This window comes from Paenibacillus sp. NPDC101420 (genome assembly GCF_050277435.1).
Classification (GTDB): domain Bacteria; phylum Bacillota; class Bacilli; order Paenibacillales; family Paenibacillaceae; genus Paenibacillus_AQ.
The window spans coordinates 309,090-329,472 of sequence record NZ_JBNNSE010000002.1 but is presented as its reverse complement, the minus strand read 5'-3'; the positions used below and the strand labels follow the sequence as shown (position 1 = coordinate 329,472).

General features: G+C 41.6%; 21 protein-coding genes and 2 pseudogenes. 2 read left to right on the top strand and 21 right to left on the bottom strand.

The genetic code is table 11. The annotated features are described in order from the left end of the window. Positions 1 to 32 precede the first annotated feature (32 nt). The gene (locus tag ACQKMP_RS10250) at positions 33 to 1,775 is read left to right on the top strand and encodes an ABC-F family ATP-binding cassette domain-containing protein (protein ID WP_427469334.1); all 1,743 of its coding nucleotides are present in this window, start codon (positions 33 to 35) and stop codon (positions 1,773 to 1,775) included. A 245-nt stretch (positions 1,776 to 2,020) separates the two neighbouring features. Here ACQKMP_RS10250 and ACQKMP_RS10245 read toward each other — a convergent pair. Together ACQKMP_RS10245 and ACQKMP_RS10240 are read right to left on the bottom strand one after the other, a co-directional pair. Further along, positions 2,021 to 2,116, bottom strand: a pseudogene (locus ACQKMP_RS10245) (sporulation transcription factor Spo0A); the annotation flags it as partial. 428 nt (positions 2,117 to 2,544) lie between these two features. Beyond that, positions 2,545 to 2,664, bottom strand: a complete 120-nt coding sequence (locus ACQKMP_RS10240) for a M15 family metallopeptidase (protein WP_427469333.1) — start codon at positions 2,662 to 2,664, stop codon at positions 2,545 to 2,547. 881 nt (positions 2,665 to 3,545) lie between these two features. Between ACQKMP_RS10240 and ACQKMP_RS10235 the strand changes: the two genes are divergently transcribed. Further along, complete coding sequence (locus ACQKMP_RS10235; protein ID WP_427469332.1) at positions 3,546 to 4,367, top strand: hypothetical protein; 822 nt, start codon at positions 3,546 to 3,548, stop codon at positions 4,365 to 4,367. 433 nt (positions 4,368 to 4,800) lie between these two features. Here ACQKMP_RS10235 and ACQKMP_RS10230 read toward each other — a convergent pair whose 3' ends face one another. From ACQKMP_RS10230 to amaP, 19 genes and pseudogenes are all read right to left on the bottom strand, one after another. After that, positions 4,801 to 4,983 carry an HNH endonuclease gene (locus ACQKMP_RS10230; RefSeq protein ID WP_427469331.1) on the bottom strand — a complete coding sequence of 61 codons (183 nt, stop codon included), beginning with the start codon at positions 4,981 to 4,983 and terminating at the stop codon, positions 4,801 to 4,803. A gap of 142 nt (positions 4,984 to 5,125) precedes the next feature. Continuing rightward, positions 5,126 to 5,491 (bottom strand): hypothetical protein, encoded by a 366-nt coding sequence (locus ACQKMP_RS10225; protein ID WP_427469330.1) that lies wholly within the window; start codon positions 5,489 to 5,491, stop codon positions 5,126 to 5,128. Between the two features lie 44 nt (positions 5,492 to 5,535). Next, the gene (locus ACQKMP_RS10220) at positions 5,536 to 5,682 is read right to left on the bottom strand and encodes a hypothetical protein (RefSeq protein WP_427469329.1); all 147 of its coding nucleotides are present in this window, start codon (positions 5,680 to 5,682) and stop codon (positions 5,536 to 5,538) included. 204 nt (positions 5,683 to 5,886) lie between these two features. Then, positions 5,887 to 6,010: pseudogene (locus tag ACQKMP_RS10215) on the bottom strand (tyrosine-type recombinase/integrase); the annotation flags it as partial. 70 nt (positions 6,011 to 6,080) lie between these two features. Beyond that, the gene (locus tag ACQKMP_RS10210) at positions 6,081 to 6,668 is read right to left on the bottom strand and encodes a hypothetical protein (protein ID WP_427469328.1); all 588 of its coding nucleotides are present in this window, start codon (positions 6,666 to 6,668) and stop codon (positions 6,081 to 6,083) included. 407 nt (positions 6,669 to 7,075) lie between these two features. Then, positions 7,076 to 7,891, bottom strand: a complete 816-nt coding sequence (gene spo0A, locus ACQKMP_RS10205; RefSeq protein ID WP_042129795.1) for a sporulation transcription factor Spo0A — start codon at positions 7,889 to 7,891, stop codon at positions 7,076 to 7,078. A gap of 199 nt (positions 7,892 to 8,090) precedes the next feature. Then, positions 8,091 to 9,203, bottom strand: a complete 1,113-nt coding sequence (gene spoIVB, locus ACQKMP_RS10200) for a SpoIVB peptidase (RefSeq protein WP_081382880.1) — start codon at positions 9,201 to 9,203, stop codon at positions 8,091 to 8,093. Positions 9,204 to 9,341: 138 nt separating this feature from the next. Beyond that, entirely contained in the window at positions 9,342 to 11,069 is a 1,728-nt protein-coding gene (gene recN, locus ACQKMP_RS10195) for a DNA repair protein RecN (RefSeq protein WP_427469327.1), read from the bottom strand. A 59-nt stretch (positions 11,070 to 11,128) separates the two neighbouring features. Further along, positions 11,129 to 11,578, bottom strand: a complete 450-nt coding sequence (gene ahrC / locus ACQKMP_RS10190) for a transcriptional regulator AhrC/ArgR (RefSeq protein ID WP_042190440.1) — start codon at positions 11,576 to 11,578, stop codon at positions 11,129 to 11,131. 148 nt (positions 11,579 to 11,726) lie between these two features. Next, on the bottom strand, positions 11,727 to 12,200 hold the full coding sequence (locus ACQKMP_RS10185) for a hypothetical protein (protein WP_231573324.1): 474 nt from the start codon (positions 12,198 to 12,200) through the stop codon (positions 11,727 to 11,729). Between the two features lie 111 nt (positions 12,201 to 12,311). After that, a complete protein-coding gene (locus tag ACQKMP_RS10180) occupies positions 12,312 to 13,214 on the bottom strand; it encodes a TlyA family RNA methyltransferase (RefSeq protein ID WP_042190442.1) in 903 nt (300 codons plus the stop codon). A 46-nt stretch (positions 13,215 to 13,260) separates the two neighbouring features. Beyond that, entirely contained in the window at positions 13,261 to 15,165 is a 1,905-nt protein-coding gene (dxs, locus tag ACQKMP_RS10175) for a 1-deoxy-D-xylulose-5-phosphate synthase (RefSeq protein WP_076284485.1), read from the bottom strand. 99 nt (positions 15,166 to 15,264) lie between these two features. Beyond that, entirely contained in the window at positions 15,265 to 16,212 is a 948-nt protein-coding gene (locus tag ACQKMP_RS10170; protein ID WP_042190447.1) for a polyprenyl synthetase family protein, read from the bottom strand. Next, positions 16,199 to 16,456, bottom strand: coding sequence for an exodeoxyribonuclease VII small subunit (gene xseB, locus ACQKMP_RS10165; RefSeq protein WP_427469326.1), 258 nt, complete (start codon positions 16,454 to 16,456; stop codon positions 16,199 to 16,201). The genes ACQKMP_RS10170 and xseB overlap by 14 nt, the downstream gene beginning before the upstream one ends. Further along, positions 16,434 to 17,813, bottom strand: coding sequence for an exodeoxyribonuclease VII large subunit (gene xseA, locus ACQKMP_RS10160; RefSeq protein WP_042190449.1), 1,380 nt, complete (start codon positions 17,811 to 17,813; stop codon positions 16,434 to 16,436). The genes xseB and xseA overlap by 23 nt, the downstream gene beginning before the upstream one ends. A gap of 12 nt (positions 17,814 to 17,825) precedes the next feature. Beyond that, positions 17,826 to 18,683 carry a bifunctional methylenetetrahydrofolate dehydrogenase/methenyltetrahydrofolate cyclohydrolase FolD gene (gene folD / locus ACQKMP_RS10155; RefSeq protein ID WP_427469325.1) on the bottom strand — a complete coding sequence of 286 codons (858 nt, stop codon included), beginning with the start codon at positions 18,681 to 18,683 and terminating at the stop codon, positions 17,826 to 17,828. A gap of 145 nt (positions 18,684 to 18,828) precedes the next feature. Continuing rightward, positions 18,829 to 19,281 (bottom strand): transcription antitermination factor NusB, encoded by a 453-nt coding sequence (gene nusB / locus ACQKMP_RS10150; protein ID WP_042190451.1) that lies wholly within the window; start codon positions 19,279 to 19,281, stop codon positions 18,829 to 18,831. A 298-nt stretch (positions 19,282 to 19,579) separates the two neighbouring features. Continuing rightward, entirely contained in the window at positions 19,580 to 19,813 is a 234-nt protein-coding gene (locus ACQKMP_RS10145; protein WP_042190453.1) for a DUF2273 domain-containing protein, read from the bottom strand. A 15-nt stretch (positions 19,814 to 19,828) separates the two neighbouring features. Then, a complete protein-coding gene (amaP, locus tag ACQKMP_RS10140) occupies positions 19,829 to 20,368 on the bottom strand; it encodes an alkaline shock response membrane anchor protein AmaP (RefSeq protein WP_042129814.1) in 540 nt (179 codons plus the stop codon). Between the last annotated feature and the right edge of the window lie 15 nt (positions 20,369 to 20,383).

Below are 20,383 nucleotides of genomic sequence, written 5' to 3'. Positions count from 1 at the left end.
TCACTATTTTAGTTATAAAGAAAGGTAACACTATGATAAAAGTTGATAACTTATCCTTCGCATTCCCGCAAAAAGAGCTATATAAAAACATTTCATTTACGCTTGAAGAGGCACAACATTGCGCTTTTATAGGAACAAGTGGCAGTGGTAAAAGTACACTGATCGATATACTGATGGACCCAGAAAAATATTTGTTCGAAGGCAAGTTAGAAATTGACCCAAACTGCAAAATTGGATATGTAAGTCAGTTCTCACAAGTAGACAGAACTAAAGAAACAACCGTTTTTGAATATATAGGAGAAGAATTTATTAAGATACAAAATGAAATAACAGCTATTCTCACTGAAATGGAAACATCATCAGATATTGATTCATTACTCGAAAAGTATCAATTAGCTCTAGATGCCTTTGATTCAATGGATGGAAATGATTTTGAAAGCAATATTAATAAGAAACTAAATTTAGCCAACCTCTTGAAGCTAAAAGATGCTAGGGTATCCGATCTAAGTGGTGGGGAATTCAAGCTTATTCAAGTGATGAAGGAAATGCTGACTAGTCCAGACTTAATGATTATGGATGAGCCCGATGTATTTTTAGATTTTGAAAACCTAAATGCACTTAAAAATCTTATTAATGCTCACAAAGGAATATTGCTAGTTGTTACGCATAACCGTTATCTATTGAATCATTGTTTTAACAAAATTATACACCTTGAAAACATGGAGATCCAAGAGTTCGATGGGCGATATATTGAGTATAACTTCTCATTACTTCAGACGAAAATTGAGTTACAAGAAATCGCAGTCGCTGAACAAGAAGAAATTGAGAGATACGATAACATTATTGATAATCTTAGAGCGATCGCAACCTATAATTCAGAAGCATCTAGAGGGAGAGCGTTAAAAGCTAGGGTTAAGTTTCAAGAAAGATTGGAAGCGCGAAAAATTAAAGCGCCATTCGTTGATATTAAGCAACCGAAAATCAGTTTTGGTGTGGACAATGAAATTGAAGAAGACATCACTGTTTTAAATGTGAATAATTATAGTGTTTCCTTTGATGAGTTGATTTTAGAAAATGTTAACTTTGAGATGAAACCTACAGATAAAGTAGCCCTTATCGGTCCAAACGGTACCGGGAAAACGACTTTACTCCGAGATATCTTTAAAAATAATCATGATTCAATTGAAATAAATGCTGATATTAAAGTGGCTTATCTTTCTCAGCTTCAAGACGAAGTGCTAAAGGATTCTAATACCATACTAGAAGACTTCATCGATGCTGGGTTTGCAACTTATGACGAGATTAGAGCACATCTTTCAAACTATGGCTTTGAAGGAGAAATTCTTAATCAAAAGATAGAATCTTTATCCGGTGGCGAAAAAAATATACTGCAATTGGCAAAAGTTTCTGCTAGCAAAGCAAACTTATTGCTTCTTGATGAACCGACAAGCCATTTAGACACCTATACACAAATCGCACTGGAGAAAGCCATTGAAGACTATAAAGGTGCGATTCTCATGATTTCTCATGATTTCTATTCTGTAGTAAATGGTATGGATTATGTATTAATCATTGACGATAAGACGATTAGAAAAATGAGTATGCGAAAATTCAGAAAGATGATTTATGCCAGTCATTTTGATAAAGATTATTTAGAAAATGAACAAAATAAAAAAGCAGTTGAAATGAAAATAGAATTAGCTTTAAAAGACAATAATTTTGAACTTGCAAAAGGTATGGTTGACGAGCTAGAAGAGCTGATTAAGCTGCTTTAAACTACAACCCTCTGGCGGGAAAATGTCTACAAAAAAGACACTGATGAATAAGATCTCAGTGTCTTTTTACTGCATTGATTTGTTGATAGCTCTTGCCGCAACATACTGCCTAATATAATAACAAAACCCAATAAACCATATTGGTTTATCGGGTGAGATGGAAAAAGTTTATCGGTTTTTATATACTGACTGTAAACACCTACCAGCAACCTACAATTCCTTACCACGCACTGCCCCTAACCCTTTCAACTAACCTTATGCTCAATCCGCAGCTTGTCAGCTACCAAGGCAATAAATTCCGAGTTAGTAGGCTTAGATTTGGAGATATTAATGGTGTAGCCCTTATGGGGTAAGGGATTTCACATCTTGGTTATGTTAATTGTTCATAGACTTTATTGGCATACGGTTAGACATTAGTACGCAAAATTGTTTACATATTTTATTATGTCGTAAGCATCTAGAGTTAACAATGACAGTACATTGTGACTATACTACGTAGCCAGATATAAATAAAAAAAATAGGTGCAATGCATTTTCGCATCACACCAATAAATTAGCTGATATACAGCTTTTTATTAACATTGTCCCAGCTTACCTTATGACCTAGTGCTTTCAATACACTAATTTGGAACATAGTTCTCATTATCTTTAATAAATCCGTTATGTACACTATTATCTTTAGTTAGAACGTCCTTAACTGCTTCCACATTATCATCCTCTTTTTGAACTGATTTATCTGGTTTCGGACTAATAAGAGCATAGACAAAAACTATTTGTGTTTGAGTTGGCTGTTTACCATTACGATAATCTGCTGTAGACGTCCAAACGTCAATTGAAAATGTGGATAATCTTTAAACGTAGTCCAATCTCCGCCCCATTCGAAACCCAACTTTTTTGCCTCATCAGTACCGCTTTATCAGTTCTTCCTCAAAGTATTCAATAGACTTAGATTCTTCCTCGCTAGCATAGTGAATAACTAACTTAAATTCATTTTATAGTTCCTTTTGCTCATCTGATTTTTACCGATCTTTTTATCATGTGCTTCAGGAGGAACTTTAGGAATGAATTTTTAACATTTTTTCAATCCAATCACAAACTTCTTGTTCTAGTTGCTCTTAGAGATAGACTCTTCAGGAGTGGCGTAATGAATAACAAGTTTATATTCGTTCTTGTTGGTTTTTTTAGTCATATGAAACGTTCTCCCTCGTAATTGCATATAACAATTATAGCCAGGAGATTAAAATCTAAACTGTGGTGATTACTGAGAACTAATCAATAAAGTATATGAAATAGACACATATATTAAAGCCCCTGAGATAATCCTCTAGGGCTTTAAAATTACTCTTTAGTTTTAGATTTGGCTTCCATTAATACCACTTACGAATTTGAAATACCATCTAATTCCATCAGTAAAATATCGAACAGAATCGCGTAAGTAAGGCGTATTGTGCCTGTGTATTTGTGATCAATGGTGATAAAAGAGGGGTTTGTTTTATCTTGAATTTAGATACCATAAACTGCTGCCGTAATAGATGTATTATCCTCATAAAATATCTTAAACTCAAGAATAACCCCACCAACAATGAAAGGGACAACTATACTCCAAATATCATCAATCTTTAAATAACAAATATTAAATATTAAAAATAAACAATTGAGTTATTTATATAAATATAGTGATTTTTGTAAACATTTGCTATATTTTATTGTTTCATGTTACAATCAAAACACTCCATATTATTCCAAATATACCACAAAGGAGATTATGTTATGAAGAAATGTTTAATGTCTTTATTCTCTTGTTTACTATTGTTCAGTTTATTCTCAGCTACTGTGGGTGCTACAGCAGTGAACACTCAATATCTTGAAGAAATACAAAGTATTCAAGATAATCTTATCAAGAATTTGGAACAGGCTGATGTTGACAATACGAAAGAAGCAAATCAAGCAATCAATTCATTTTTTCAAAATAATCCTGTGAATGAATCCTTAATAACGGATTACTTTGTTAATACAAACCAAAAAACTGTTCTTCCAGAAACTGAAGCTGATAGCGACATGGATCTCAAAAGTTATTTAAGAACTAACATTGAGAATGGTAATTTCAAAGAACATATTATCTCAGATAATGTTAAAATTACATTAACTGATTCCCCATTCTTTATTGTCGAGACAGTAACTGATGATGAACAAGTCATTGATAATGCTTTATTATCGAGCGATATGGCTAAATTAGCAGCAAGTCAAGCAACACCAACAAAAACATATACTCTCGATGTTAAAAGTATACTGGGAAACACAATTTTTTCAATTAGTGTACAAGGGTACTTTACCTATAATGGTACAGCAGTTAATCCTCATCTAGTCGATGCTTGGTATAACAAAGGCACTTTGTCAATTTGGCAGGTTGACGATTGGGAAGAAGGAGTTACCTATGAAATGACTGGAAAAGTGAGAATTTTCGGAAAGGGTAAATTTCATTTCGGACTTGAAATCGCAGGTTATGGACTAACTGTTCAGGATAAATTTTATAATGTATTCCAAGAAGGCGATAAAAGTGGAGGAGTACTTTGGGATAAAACTGTCAACTAAAAAACAATAGAGGAGAAAAAATGATTAATTTTCTAAAATCAAAGTCTTTCCTTGTATCGACAGTACTATTCAGTTTAATATTTATTATTAATATTGCAGTAACTGATTCATCAACTGAAGAAATTGCTCTCGCTGTACTTAAATCATTATTGGCTGGAGTAATTTGTGGATTCGTATTTGGCGGAATTCTCTACTTAATACAGAAAAGAAATAAAAGAATTAATTAATACTAATGGAATTCTATGGAGTAGTTAATTTTATGGAAAAAATCAGGCACTATACAGTAAATTTTGTAACGCGCCTGATTTTTTATGTATGTTTAATGCTCTCTCAAGTTTAATTATCTTTAGCTTTTTCAACTTAACCATGTTTATATATATCTTAGTAAAACAAAAAATTTATTAACTTTCCAGATATCTTCTGAAGTCAACTTTTAACAAATATGTATCTTATTAATCCGATCCTCAGTATAGCTTTTGTTGCTTTCATTGTACCAGTCCTCAAAACAGAATTTCCATTTTTGTCTGTTGCAACTGTAACAAGCTGGTACACAGTTGGATAAATCGTTTGCTCCATCGTCGTTCACATGTTTTTTGTGTAGATCATGTTTTTGCATGGTAGCGCCTCTTGGAATATAATGATCATCTGCTTTTAATCCAGAGTAAAAGCACACGAATTATCAAAATAATTTTCACAATTAGTCCACTCTATGTCAGTAATATTATAATTTTTAGCAGTCCTTTTATCTCTATATACCCTTAACCTATCCTTGTTTTCCTTTGTCCATTTCTTAAACTTTCCATTAATCCTTCTGTTTTCGAACTAATTCTTTTTCTTATTTTTTCTTGAGAATCGTGTTTCCTTACGCTTTCTAAATGCTTGTCATAGTTCGTTATACGCCACTCCAAACCTGTGACAGTTACAGTCTCACCGTTTATTCTAAGTGTGTTCTTTTCGACTCCCTGCCCAATCCCCATTACTACATTTGCTTCAGACTTGGGGAACCTAGAAATGTGATGAATCATAACGTAATTGGTGCGACAAGCGGCTTCAAGTGCCTTACACAGCTCTTTTGCCTCTCGTTTCTTTGCTTCCTTTTCAGGGTTCGCTTTAAATAGGCCCATTTTATGTAATCTCCTTCGGATTCATTTTTTAATTAGCAGTGTTATTATACTTTGCTTAATTGCAGTTCTGTGTAATATTTAATTTCACCATGCTTTTCTAACTTTACTGTATTCCAGTTATTACTATAGGCATAAACCTTTCCTTTACCATCTGGCGTTGTAACATTTTTACCAACTACATATCGATTCACGTTTACACCCTCCAATTTTGTTAAGAAGCCATTAATATTTAACTATTATTTTGAGTAAATTATCGTTTTATTATAGAATATTTTCATTATTTCACCACATGAATAGTTCGAGAGTATGTAAGCTTGGTTTCAGATGGAATAGAATATAAAACAACAAAAAGACAGCTAATTCTAAACAATAGAGTTAGCTGTCTTTTTGAATAATTATATATCCATACTAGCCAGAGGACTATGTAGTTGATATCTTCCCAATCTCTTCGTCTGAAAAATCAAGATATGCATTTTGAGTAACCTCCACTGAGGAATGACCTAATATTCTACAAAGACTCAATTCCCCTTTAACTCTTTTAAGTAAACCTTTAATTTTCACAGGCATTTTCAGAATCGTATTCATTTAATCAGTAATTTTTAAGCTCAAAAATAGTTGCCTCTGATAACAAGATAAGCCTATCGCTATTAACAACAAAAAAACTTAAAGGTATTCCAAGGTTTGTAGAAGGGTCACTTATATTTATTACTTTTACTACATCATTTATATTTAAGTCTGGGATATCTATTTTATATAATCTATAAAAAGAGTCAGAGTTATAACATGTCGCTGTAATCTCATATAATGGTTTTTTTAGTTCATATTGATAAACGCTATAGTTTTTAAGTCCTTTTGATGAAAAAAAGTCTTTTTTGATGATAATTTCATCGCCAATGAATTTTTGCCCTGTTGGATATTCAGAAGCATCATTATATGAATTTGCAAATCCCAAAAGCTTCTCAACTTTCCAAGTTCTATAGAAATATTTTTCAGTTTCACTATTCAAATTTATACTTTCTTGAGCACAATATACGGATTTGTTTTTTGGAATAATAGACTCATCCGTTTCAGATTTAGGCTCACTAGAAGTATTTGGATTTGATGTCATTTCAACATTTGCACAAGCCGATGCTAGCATCAACATTATCATAATACAAACCAATAATATTTTTTTCATATTTCACACTCCCACTATTTTTTCAAGTTCATATGTCTCCTTTTAGATAAAATATTTGTTTTATCAGATGCTAAATTGTTCCAATAGATAATCTCTATAATCAACTCTATTGAAGAAAGTTAACTGTTCATCTGCTTCTAATTCATTTTACACAAGATGTGTTATAAGATATTCCCTGCGAAGTACAATACAACATAAAATTATCAATCTGAAATTAAAAATCAGTCATAAACAAACACTCCTCCATTGGATTTACCAACCCAATAAAGGAGTGAAATTTATACATATACAAATAAGAAATTGATTGGCTTTAAATTACCCAAAAAGAAGTTTATAGGCAAAATCGTTTCAGCCTAAACACCTACCAACAACCCTTAATCCCTTACCACGCACTGCCCCTAACCCTTTCAACTAACCTTATGCTCAATCCGTAGCTTGTCGGCTACCATGGCAATAAATTCCGAGTTAGTAGGCTTAGATTTGGAGATATTAATGGTGTAGCCGAATAAATGGCTGATGGAGTCGATGTTGCCACGGGTCCAAGCCACTTCAATTGCATGGCGAATCGCGCGTTCTACGCGTGAAGGCGTGGTCTTGAATTTCTCTGCTATGGCTGGATAGAGTGTTTTTGTAATCGCACCAAGGATCTCGATATTGTTATATACCATGGTGATCGCTTCGCGCAGGTACTGATAGCCCTTGATATGTGCTGGAACACCGATTTCATGGATGATCGAGGTAATGTTAGCATCAAGATTCTTGCCCTTCGTAAGCGGCACTACATTCGATCTGGACGTCGACGAATAGTTGTACATGTTAGAGGATGAGCTCATGCTGCCTTGGACCCCTACAAGCTGACGTACACGATTTGCCAGGACCTCCATATCGAACGGTTTCAAAATATAATAGGATGCACCAAGCTGTACAGCTCTTTGAGTGATGTTCTCCTGACCAAAAGCGGTCAGCATGATGATCTTCGGTTGAGGATTCAGATCCATATCACGCAGACGTTCCAAGACACCCAGACCGTCTAAATGTGGCATGATGATATCAAGAATAAGGACATCGGGAACTTTGCGTGCTTCGCTTAGCATTTGAAGCACTTCTTCACCATTGTAGGCGATACCCGTTACCGTCATATCTTCTTGTTCAGAAATGTATTCGGAAAGCAAATTCGTAAACTCCCTGTTATCATCGGCCAACAACACTTCAATATTCTGCACTGGCTGCTTCCTCCTTAATTATATCTGCTATTCGAAAATAACATTTTTTTCTTGTCTCTTAACATTTTCGACATGGAGATTGAATTCCCTTCTGTCGAAAATTATTTTTCTTTATTTTTTTTCTGGCATGGATTATAATTAAATATTTTATTTCAAAGTTCGATGATCTTCGTATTCCTTCGACAAAAAAATCTTAAGGCTAAACCGCCTTAAGATTTAATGGATACCTATTCTCCTGTAGGGTTACACCAGAATCCTTAAGCATCCATTCGATGAAGCAACCGTAACCGGACTTAGGATCATTTACAAACACATGAGTTACAGCGCCGATGAGCCGTCCATTTTGAACGATTGGACTTCCGCTCATCCCCTGAACGATACCACCTGTCTTATCGATCAGTCGCGGATCTGTGATACGAATTACCATACCCTTTGTCGCCGGCGTCTGCTGATGTGCCACATGAATGATCTCAACCTTAAATCGTTCTACCTGCTGCCCATCTACAACGGTAAGAATTTCAGCTGGACCTTCCTTGACTTGATTGCTCATTGCCACAGGAATAGGTTCTTTATAAAGACTATGCTCGGGATTACGACTCATTTTACCGAAGATGCCAAAATCCGTGTTACTCTCCACATTACCAAGCACTTGGCTTTCTTTTAAGAAATGGGCTCGTTTCTCACCCGGATCGCCATCCTGGCTTTTAGAAATCGAAGTTACACTGGACTGAACAATATGACCGCTGCCAACAACAATTGGTGTTCCTGTATTCATGTCCGTAATCACATGTCCTAAAGCTCCATAAACCCCCTGTTTCGGGGCATAAAAAGTTAACGTGCCGACACCCGCTGCAGAATCTCGAATGTACAGGCCTAACCTCCAGACTTTGTCATTAATATCATACGCAGGTTTCAGCTTGGCTGTATGCTCTTTCCCAGCGCGTTTAAAGACAATCGTCAGAGAATTATTCGCTTTTCCAGCACGATCCACAAGCTTGGCCACCTTAGATAACTCGTCCAACTTCTCTCCATCAATGGAGATCATCAAATCACCTGGCACCAAACCGCTGACCTCACCTGGGGAAAGCTTGGATTTCTCGGATACTTCAATCAGATGATGTCCAACAACCAGAACACCTGCTGATTTCACCTTTACTCCGATCGTTTGACCTCCCGGGATCACCTTCAGTTCCGGTTTCATTCCATGCGCAGTCACCTTGGCAGGTTCACTGTTCAGTGGTGCGGCAAAACTTTGGTGGGTTCCCGTTATGCCCGATAAACTAAGAAAGAAGGCAAATAAAAGGCCTGGCATTAACTTCCTGAGGTTAGGCTTCAATGGCTGTCACGCTCCCTTTTGCTTCTTTCGCTTGACGAAAAAGGTGGTCGCCAATTGCGTACCTATAAGATAACCTTGCCCCCAGGCTTTTATTACTGTCAATCATTGTTCCGCTTAGCTTGTTGCAGCCTTACTTGCCTCGGCCAAATTAAGCATTTCCTGCGAATGGTGCAATGTTTTTTCGGTAATTTCCACCCCACCCAGCATTCGGGCCAGCTCCATTACACGTCCATCATTCGAGAGTGATTCCACTTCCGTCATGGTTCTTCCGTCCTCAACCTTTTTGCGGATTAAGTACTGATGATCAGCCATACAAGCCACCTGCGGTAAGTGCGTAATGGAGAACACCTGACAAGTGGAGGACAGCTTATACAGTTTATCTGCAATGGATTGAGCAGCCCGACCACTCACACCGGTATCTACCTCATCAAAAATCAGAACTGGAATCGCATCATGACGCGCAAAAATACTCTTCATTGCCAACATAATTCGCGACAACTCACCACCCGAGGCAATTTTGCCAAGAGGTCTTAACGGCTCGCCAGGGTTAGGGGAAATCATAAATTCCGCACTGTCGATCCCTTGTCTTGTAAGACGAATACGCCGACCCTTATAATCAACTCCACGTGGGTCCTCCAACGTGTCTAATTTAACCTGTAGCGAAGTTCTTTCCATCTGAAGATCTTTAAGCTCACTCTCCACTTGCGTGGCTAAATCAGACACACACAGCTTCCGTGCTTCACTTAATTCAGTAGCTGCTTCCATCAATACAGAAAGCAGTGCATCGCGTTTGGTCGTCAGTTTCTCCAGATATTCATCTTTATTCTCAAGCAGATCGGTTTCCCGATGGATTTGTTCATAATAAGCCAAAATCTGTTCTACACTATCTCCGTATTTACGGCGGAGTCCGGTAATTAAATCGAGACGATTCTCGATTTCTTCGAGTCGCTGTGGATTGAATTCGATCTCTTCTCGGTAATCACGAAGCTGAAATGCAGCATCCTCTAGTTGATAATAAGAAGATTGCAGCTGCTCAAGCACGGATTTAAGACCCTTTTCATCATAACGAACCGCATCCTCGAGTCTGGAAATGACATTACCTATGGATTCTAAGCCTTGTCTATCGTAGAGAAGCTCATATGCACCGGATACGGAATCCATCATTTTCTCACTGTGGGATAGTTTGACCCGTTCTTCGGCAAGTAATTCATCTTCTCCCGGTTTTAATGCTGCAGATGAAATTTCTTCTAACTGAAAACGGTACAAATCAAGCATTTGATAAGCCTTTTGGCTGGATTCCTGCAGCTCTCGGAGCTCTTTCTCCACTTTCGCAAAGGCTGAATACTTTTCCTGATATACCGCTTTTAGCGGCCCGATAATGGGTTCTCCGTATGTATCTAACAGTCCCAAATGTCGTTCTGCCTTCAATAAGTTTTGGTGTTCATGCTGTCCATGAATATTAACCAGCTGCTCACCAATTTCACGTAGCATAGTAAGATTGACCATCTGTCCGTTTACACGTGATGTACTTTTACCCTGAGAGGTGAGTTCACGGCGTATTATAAGATGCTCCTCACGCTGAGCCTCAATGCCAAGACGCTCTAAAGTATCCCAGACGGGATGACCGCTTGGGAGGCTGAAGAGCGCTTCCATCTCTGCTTTTTCACAACCGTAACGAATAGAATCCGCGGAGCCGCGCCCTCCGGCAATCAGTCCAAGCGCATCAATAATAATGGATTTACCTGCCCCAGTCTCCCCTGTGAGCACATGGAAGCCAGGATAAAAATGCACATCTACCGCCTCAACGACGGCAAGATTGCGGATAGACAAGGTTTCTAACACTAATAGAGCACCTCCGAGAAGATGATAAGAATATAATGAAATTTATACTTTCTTATAATTTAAGAAATGTAACCCATGATTTGTGAAATTACAGTCTTACTGTCCTCAGGCTGGCGGCAAATAATTAGAATGGTATCATCACCAGAGATGGTCCCCATAATTTGTGGCCAGTCAATATTATCAATCAAAGCAGCGACTGAGTTAGCCGTCCCTGGTAAGCATTTCATCACCACAAGATTAGCCGATGAATCGATCTGCACAAAATTATCCACCAAAACGCGCTTCAGCTTCTGTATTGGATTGTACCGTTGGTCAGTTGGAAGCGAATATTTGTATCTTCCATCATCCATAGGAACCTTGATGAGCAATAGCTCTTTAATGTCTCGAGATACTGTAGCTTGGGTAACCTGGAAACCAGATTCACGCAAGGCTTCTACCAGCTCGTCCTGTGTCTCGATATCCTTTTGCGTAATAATCTCACGTATCTTAATATGTCGTTGACCCTTCATTGTTGCCTCCTAAAAGTTTTGTAAGCGACACTTCCAGATTAGCAGCGACAAAACTACATCGGAAGCATGGACTTAGTTTTGTAAGCGATGCTCCCCGAATTGCTTCGGCAAAACTACTTCGGAAGCATACACCTAGTTAAATATGGACTCAGTTTGATTCTCCGTCATCTCTGCCAAGCTTAATCACTTGAATAGATCCCGCTGCAGTATTAACATACAAAACTCCGCTACATTCCGGATAAATCAGCAAGTACGGAAGCAAGGTATCTCGTAAGCCACTGCCTGTGAAATCCAAAGGTTTGCGTGGTCTAGAAAGAATAACCAAATATATTGATCCTTCCTCTTTAGTCGCCACATAATCTATAAATAACCGGCTATACATCTGCGCCCCGTTTACGTTGAAGGACAACGGGATTTTGAGCTTCCCTCCAACGACCTCGTACCCTTCATCCTCTAGTATGTCTATAGATGGGTGAGGAATAATCACTTTATTAAACGGGATCTGATCCTTCATGAAAGAACGCGGAGAACTTTGCAGCCATATATATATCCGATAAATTATAAAAATCGATAATGCTACTCCAATAAACGCCATGACGACCTTGTCAGAGCTTCCCGCCACTATCAATCACCTCGGTGATTTATTCGCGTGAAGCCATGCCAATTCCTTCTTCTAAGCTGCCTTTTTAGAAGCTTTCCGAATATTTGTTATTTTCCATATGGAAAAAGAAACTCACCGGCGCGATGAGTTTCCATGAGTCGAATTTACATTAAAAGTACCCGTAGCCTGCTTAATCACTTCATCCGCTAGGGATGGAAAATCCTCCACTGGAATGACTGATGATACAGCATCTGAAGGCTGTAATGTACCTTCTTCAGCTTCCGCCAATTCAGGCGTTAGTCTCCAGTGAGCAAGAAACTCAATATTGCCCTCCCCGCCTGTAATCGGTGAAAAGGTTAATCCCTGCAGCTGGTAACCCAGCTCTGCCGCCATGGTCAGTACATTAATTAATACCTCTTTATGAACAGCAGAATCACGAATTACACCTGATTTACCAACCTTCTCCCGTCCTGCCTCAAACTGTGGCTTGATCAGCGCAGCAATATCCGCCGGGCGCTTAAGCAAAGCTTTGAGCGGTGGAAGAATTATTTTTAAGGAGATAAATGAAACATCAATACTCGCAAAATCTGGAATCGGACCCACCAAATCTGGAGGCGTCATATATCGGAAATTCGTTCGTTCCATCACACTAACGCGTTCATCATTACGCAGCGACCAATCCAGCTGATTATAACCAACATCAATCGCGTACACATGGCTTACCCCATTCTGAAGTGCACAATCCGTAAAGCCTCCAGTAGAAGCACCGATGTCCAGCATGGTCCGTCCCGTAAGATCAATATTAAATTGGCGTAGAGCCTTCTCCAGCTTTAGGCCCCCACGACTGACATAAGGATGCACAGAGCCTTTAACCTTAAGGGTAGCCTCCCGTGACACCTTCATACCAGCCTTTTCAATGCGTTCTTCATCCGCGAGCACCAGTCCTGCCATAATGGCTGCTTTAGCCTTCTCACGGCTTTCATAAAAACCTTGCTCAACAAGTAGTACATCTATCCGTTCTTTACGGTGTTCCATGGTCATCTCCCGATCGTTCAAAGGGTTGCTAATTTCCGGCTTCCATTTAGGAAGACGAAGTTGTTTTGTAGTTATATGCACTCAAAGCCATCATGGACTTGATACGTGCACATAGCGCTTCTACAGTAAGACCTGTTTCCTGGCGCTGTTCTTTAATAGAGCCGTGCTCCACAAAGATGTCAGGTACACCCATCAGATGCACACGAGCGTCATAAATTTCATTCTCTGCGTAGAATTCTAATACCGAGCTGCCGAGGCTTCCCGCTTGGCAAGCCTCTTCAATAACAACCATGTTGGTTCCAGCGTGAGCCAAATCAAGCAGCATGGAGTTGTCGAGTGGCTTCAGGAACCGCGCATTCACGACGCCTACCTGAATCCCTTCCCGCTTCAGTAAATCAGCGGCTTCTTCAGCCACTTGAACCATAGGTCCACAGGCTACAACAGCATAACCTTCGCCTGTACGCAGTCGTTCCCATGATCCGATTGGAATAGTACGCAGCTCAGGATCCATTGCTACACCTGTACCGTTAATACGCGGATAGCGATAAGCAATCGGACCGTCATTATATTCAAGCGCCGTCTTCATCATATGACGCAGCTCATTTTCGTCTTTTGGCATCATCATCACCATATTCGGAATATGGCGCATAAAAGCAACATCGTACACACCCTGATGAGTCTCACCATCCGCACCCACGAACCCCGCGCGGTCAATGGCGAACATAACATTCGCGTTATGCCGGCAAATATCATGGACGATCTGATCATAGGCACGCTGCATGAAGGTAGAATACACCGCATATACCGGCTTCATCCCTTCCATAGCCAAAGCTGCACACAGAGTAGCCGCATGTTGCTCGGCAATTCCGACATCAATCATACGATCGGGAAATTCCTTAGCAAAAGGAAATAAACCCGAGCCTCCTGGCATCGCAGGTGTAACAGCAATCAGACGAGAATCTTCCCGACCCAGTTCGATCAGCGTCTCGCCAAATACTTCCGTGTACATTGGAGGACCCACAGCTTTAAGCGCCTGACCCGACTCAATTTTGTATGGTGAAATGGCATGTGATTTATAGAAATCGGTCTCAGCCGGTTTGTAGCCCTTACCTTTAGTTGTTAGTACATGTACCAACACAGGTCCAGCCACGTTATCTGCTTGGTGGAAGGTATCAATCATCTTCTCCAGATCATGTCCGTCTACAGGACCGAGATACGTAAACCCGAGCTCTTCAAACAATACTCCAGGTACCATCATATATTTGAGACTATTCTTTAACTGTTCAGCAGTCTTCGCTAATCGTCCTCCGATGGCAGGAATCTTCTTAAGTAGCCCTTCAACCTCGTCTTTGGCACGCAAATAGTGGCGATCTGAACGAATTTTGCTTAGATAATTGTGCATCGCTCCTACATTAGGAGCAATCGACATTTCATTATCGTTCAAAATAACCATCAGCTTACGCTTCTCATGGCCAATATGGTTAAGTGCTTCAAACGCCATTCCACCAGTAAGAGCACCGTCACCAATCACGGCAATAACCTTATTGTCTTCACCCTTGAGATCGCGAGCCATCGCCATCCCCATTGCTGCCGATAATGAGGTACTGCTATGTCCAGCTTCCCACACATCATGCTCACTTTCGGAGCGCTTAACGAAGCCGCACAAGCCCTGATATTTACGCAGGGTATCGAAGCGGTCTTGACGACCAGTCAGAATCTTGTGGACATAAGCCTGGTGCCCTACGTCGTAAATCATTTTGTCACGAGGGCTGTTATAACAATAATGCAAAGCCAAAGTGAGCTCCACGACTCCCAGATTGGATCCGAGGTGCCCCCCAGTTGCTGTAAGCTTCTCAATCAGAAATCGACGAATTTCCTCCGCTAAGGTAGTTAATTCATCGACTGACAATGATTTTAGTTGCTTAGGATCATTTATTTGTGGAAGCAGCACGTATAGTTCCCCGCTTTCCTAGATGTTGTAAATTATATAAAACCCATTATAACACAAACGAAACGGCTGTCGAAATACAGCCGTTTCGAAAGTTCATAATTAGTGATCACGTGCCATTAAGTAATCTGCAATTTCCAGCAGGCGCTGGCTGTCATGAAAACCACCGTTCAGAACAGCATTTCGGGCTGTTTCTGTAAGCTGCTTCACTTCTTCTCGCGATGCTTCGAGACCGATAAAATAAGGATAGGTTACTTTATGCTGCTTAACATCACTGCCTGTTTTTTTGCCAAGTTTACCTTCGTCTCCAACCAAATCTAGAATGTCATCTTGGATTTGAAAAGCGAGTCCAATGGCTGTTCCAAATTTATGCAAAGCCTCAAGCTGCTGCTCGTTAGCACCTGCAATACGACCGCCAGCTAGTAGCGAAAAGATAATCAAATCTCCTGTCTTATGCAGATGAATGTACTTTAGCTGTGCAAGATCGGTTAGACCCTGCTCGCCTTCCATATCTGCAATCTGACCGCCAACCATACCACGAGGGCCTGCCATTTCCGCCAAATCCTCCACGATGGATAGTACACTTTCCGCAGGGACGCCAAATTTACGTGAGGCTTGTACCACACTGTAGAAAGCATGGGTCAGAAGGGCATCACCCGCAAGAATAGCGGTCGCTTCGCCAAAGACTTTATGATTCGTCAGCTTCCCGCGCCGATAATCATCATTATCCATGGCAGGCAAATCATCATGAACTAACGAGTAGGTATGTACCATCTCTATAGCAGCAGCGACAGGCAGGGCAGCCTCTCGATTTCCTCCTAGTGCTTCACATGCGATAATCACCAGCAGTGGCCGGAGGCGTTTGCCCCCAGCCATAAGTGAATACTTCATGGCTTGCTGCAAATTCTCTGGAACCATCCATTGTGTGGGGAGAATAACCTCTAGTTCATGTGAGACTAGATCGCTTAAGGACGCGATGTAATCCTCCAGTGGCTGACGCACTGTTTCTCCTTCAGAGCTTCTCTCAAGCTCATGCTCAAAGCGAGTCATCGGCGTCCCCTTCCAGACGTGCACCAAACGGCTTCTTACGCAGTTCTCCGTCCTCTAGGGTAATCATTTCGATCTTACGCTCTACCTGCTCAAGCTTGCTGCCGCAAAGCTGAGATAACTTCATACCTTGCTGAAATAAATCGATGGCCTTCTCCAGGGGAACGTCGCCGTGTTCAAGCTCACGTACGACTTCCTCCAGCCGGTCCATGGCGCCTTCAAAATCAAGTTCCGCTTCCTTCGTCATCGTCTTTGCCATCCTCCTTCATTCCCCATACCTGGCAGTTCAGCTGTCCGTCATTCATCTTTATCACTACAAGATCGCCAAGCTGTACTTCGGTCAGCGATTTGATTAAATGTTCTTCTGCTTCGTCATAGACTAAGCTGTAGCCTCTCGACATAACTTTAAGAGGGCTCAGTGCATCCAGATGACGAATCTCCGCTACATAGCGAGCTCGCTTCTCCTGCAGGCGGGCCTGCATAGCACCCATCAGCTCACGGCGCATGCTTTCGGTGCGCTGACGCGCAGCGGCAACACTGCCGTGCGGATGGAACCGCTGCAGACTATGATGCAGCACAGCTTTGCGCTCGCGGGAACGGCTGAGCCGTGCATCCGCTGAGCGCTGGAGCCGCTCACGCAGCTGATCCAGCCGCTGCGTGTGCTGCATCAGCGAGCGGCGCGGGCCTGCCAGCGCCAGCGAGCGTTCCAGCCCCGCGTGACGCTCGCGTCCGCGCTGGGCGCGTCTTTGCAGCGCTTGGCGGAGCCGCTGCTGTTGCTGGCGAAGCTGCGCAGCTAGCTCGCCGGCGTGTGGCACGGCCAGCTCCGCGGCCGCTGTGGGCGTAGCCGCGCGGAGGTCGGCGGCGAAATCGGCAATCGTGAAATCGGTCTCGTGGCCAACGGCCGAGATGACCGGAATCCTTGATGCCGATATCGCTCGCGCGACTTCCTCCTCGTTAAACGCCCACAGCTCCTCGAGCGAACCGCCGCCGCGGCCGACGATAAGCACGTCGGCCTCACCCATGCGGTTCAGCGCTCCAATCGCCTTCACGATCGAAGGCGCGGCGCCTTTGCCTTGCACCAGTACGGGATAGATTACAATAGCCACCTGCGGAAACCGCCGCTGGAGAGTAATCACGATATCCCGCACAGCTGCACCCGTTGGCGAAGTAATCACGCCAATGCACTTTGGAAAGCGAGGCAAAGGGCGTTTACGTGCTTCTGCAAACAGCCCCTCTTGCTCAAGCTTGCTCTTCAGCTGCTCATAGGCTAAATATAGACTACCAATTCCATCTGGCTGCATGTGTGTGGCATAGAACTGGTATTGCCCGTCCCGTTCATATACGGTCACATTACCTCTAGCAATTACCCGAGCACCTTCCTTCGGAATAAAGGGCAGGCGCTGGTTATGAGAAGCAAACATAATCGCCTTGATCCGACTGCTCTCATCCTTTAGCGTGAAATACATATGACCGCTACCATGATGCGTAAAGTTGGAAATCTCTCCGCGAATCCATACATCCGAAAGTAAATTATCCGAGTCTAGCTTCATGCGGATGTAACGGTTGAGTTCTTTTATCGAATAGACCTGCCGCTCTGCCGCCATGAATTCCTACCCCTATTCCAAGCCGTGACGGCGTTTAGCCGCAATCAGCGTATTGCTCATCAGCATTGTAATCGTCATCGGTCCAACCCCACCCGGAACAGGTGTGATGTATCCGGCAACTTCTTTTGCACTATCATAATCAACGTCACCCGCAAGCTTACCGTTATCCAAACGGTTCATACCCACATCAATGACAACAGCACCCGGTTTCACGTACGAAGCGTCAATGAAATTCGCGCGTCCGATCGCAACAACCAGAATATCTGCTTGACGGCTAATTTCTTGCATATTAGCTGTACGGGAATGGCACATCGTCACAGTAGCATTCTCACGTTGCAATAACAAAGACACTGGCTTACCTACAATATTACTGCGGCCAATGACCACAGCATGTTTACCAGCCATTCCTGTTCCTGTACGTTTGATTAGTTCAATTACACCTGCAGGTGTACAAGGAAGCAGACTGTCAGCACCAATCACTAGGTTACCTACATTTACAGGGTGGAAGCCGTCAACGTCTTTCTCCACGGAGATCGCATCAATAACAGCTTTTTCCTCAATATGCTTAGGCAATGGAAGTTGAACTAGAATCCCATCAATATCATCGCATCCATTAAGCTGCGCTACGAGAGCCAGCAATTCTTCTTGAGTAGTAGACTCATCCAGTTTATGCACTTCCGAATGGAAACCAAGGCTGATACAAGATTTTTCCTTGTTGCGAACATAAACTTGTGATCCTGGATCTTCACCTACTAGAATTACTGCCAGACCGGGCTTCACGCCACGTTTCGCCAGTTCAGCAACCTCCTGGGCAATACCAATACGAATTTCCTCAGATACTTGTTTACCACTGATGATTGCTGCTGTCATGATAGTCTCTCCCCTTTTATATACTTTACTATTGTACAAGCATAAACGCCTTCGGCGTCCTTATGTGGACGGTAAGCGTTTATGCGAGAAATATAAAACATAAAGAATAGGTGAATAACTTATACTTGCTTATATTTTTTTAAAATTAAGAATGGTCAGCTTTAATTGTATCTATCTCCTGGATCATCTTACCAAGCACACCGTTTACAAACTTACCGGAATCATCCGTTCCAAAATGCTTGGCCAAATCTATAGCCTCATTCACAGCAACCTTAGCCGGAACATCATTCGCGAACACCATTTCATACGCCGCAAGACGTAAAATTTGACGATCCACACGTGACAGACGGCTCATTTGCCAGCCTTTCAAGTAATGCTCAAGCATATCGTCAATTGCAACCTTGTGCTCCCACACACCGTTTACATGCTCCACCACATAGTGCTTAAGCTGAATTTCGTCCGTAATTACACGCTCTGTTTCATTCTCCTCTGAAGCTTCCTCCAGCAGCATTTCCACAGCTTCCGCGCTCTCTACATCGTTCATTTCCATCTGATACAGGCTTTGGACAATAATCTCTCTCGCTATACGTCTTTTCATGTGTTCCTCCTAAAATCTTATATCGCATTAACATCTTTACTCAAACTTCTATAACGTCGGGCAACCATAAATATAACTTCACACCTCAAGTGTGATAATAATTCAGACTTTAATGACATCGCCTATAATTATTTTAAGCCCAAATCCTTCGAATTCTATCCCTAATCCTTAGAGGATTATTGTCCGATGTCCGTTAAAGATATCTTTCACAATTAAAAAAACCGCAAAGTCTTTCTTCCAGGGGCATTGGACAACACAAACTTACGGCTTCCTGCTCCGGGAAAAAGACTATCGCGGTTCACTTGAAGGGACGCCAGCGTCCGGATAGACGCGTAATCAGCTCCTGCCACTGAAACAGGGGAGCCTCTGCGTTATCCTTTCTTTTGCCGAACGTATATCCGATGAACACTACCAGTGCAAAGAACAACATATCCCAAAAACCGCAAATTAAATATATCAAACCTAGACCAATGCCGAAAGTCACTCCGGCGATTCTACCCCCGTGACTTTCCCATACTTCTTTCCAAGACATAAGGGAAATTCACCTCTATTCCACTCGACTTTTGAAGCTTGGAGACTGCGTGAGGTTAGCAATGTATACAGACACATCAGCAACCGGAATACCGGTTGTCTCCTGCACAAAATCATGCACCTGACGTTGCACTTCTGTGGTTAGTAGCGGCAATGAATGTTCACCATCCACTACTGCGCGAATTGTAATTTCAAGGCCCGCCTGAGAAACGCGAATACGCGATTTGAGATCTCTGATTCCCTTCACTTTACCGGCAGCCTTCAGACTCAGATTCTCAATGGTCTCCACTGAAATCTGGATATCCCCATACTCTGTACGCTGATCAACAGAAGGTAAAGAAGCGCGATCACGACGCAAAGAGATATAGAAAAATCGGATGCTCAGAAGGAACAAGACAACTGCTACTACAATTGCAGTAATATAAGCTGCTGGTCCATTCTCAATCTCCAAAGTTTTAGGAATAGCACCGCTCAAGAGGAGGATGGCAATAACAGATAATATTCCGATACTTAAGCTGTAGACAAACAGCAAAAGTCTGTCCAAAATTTTTGCCACGAGTCTCATAACCTC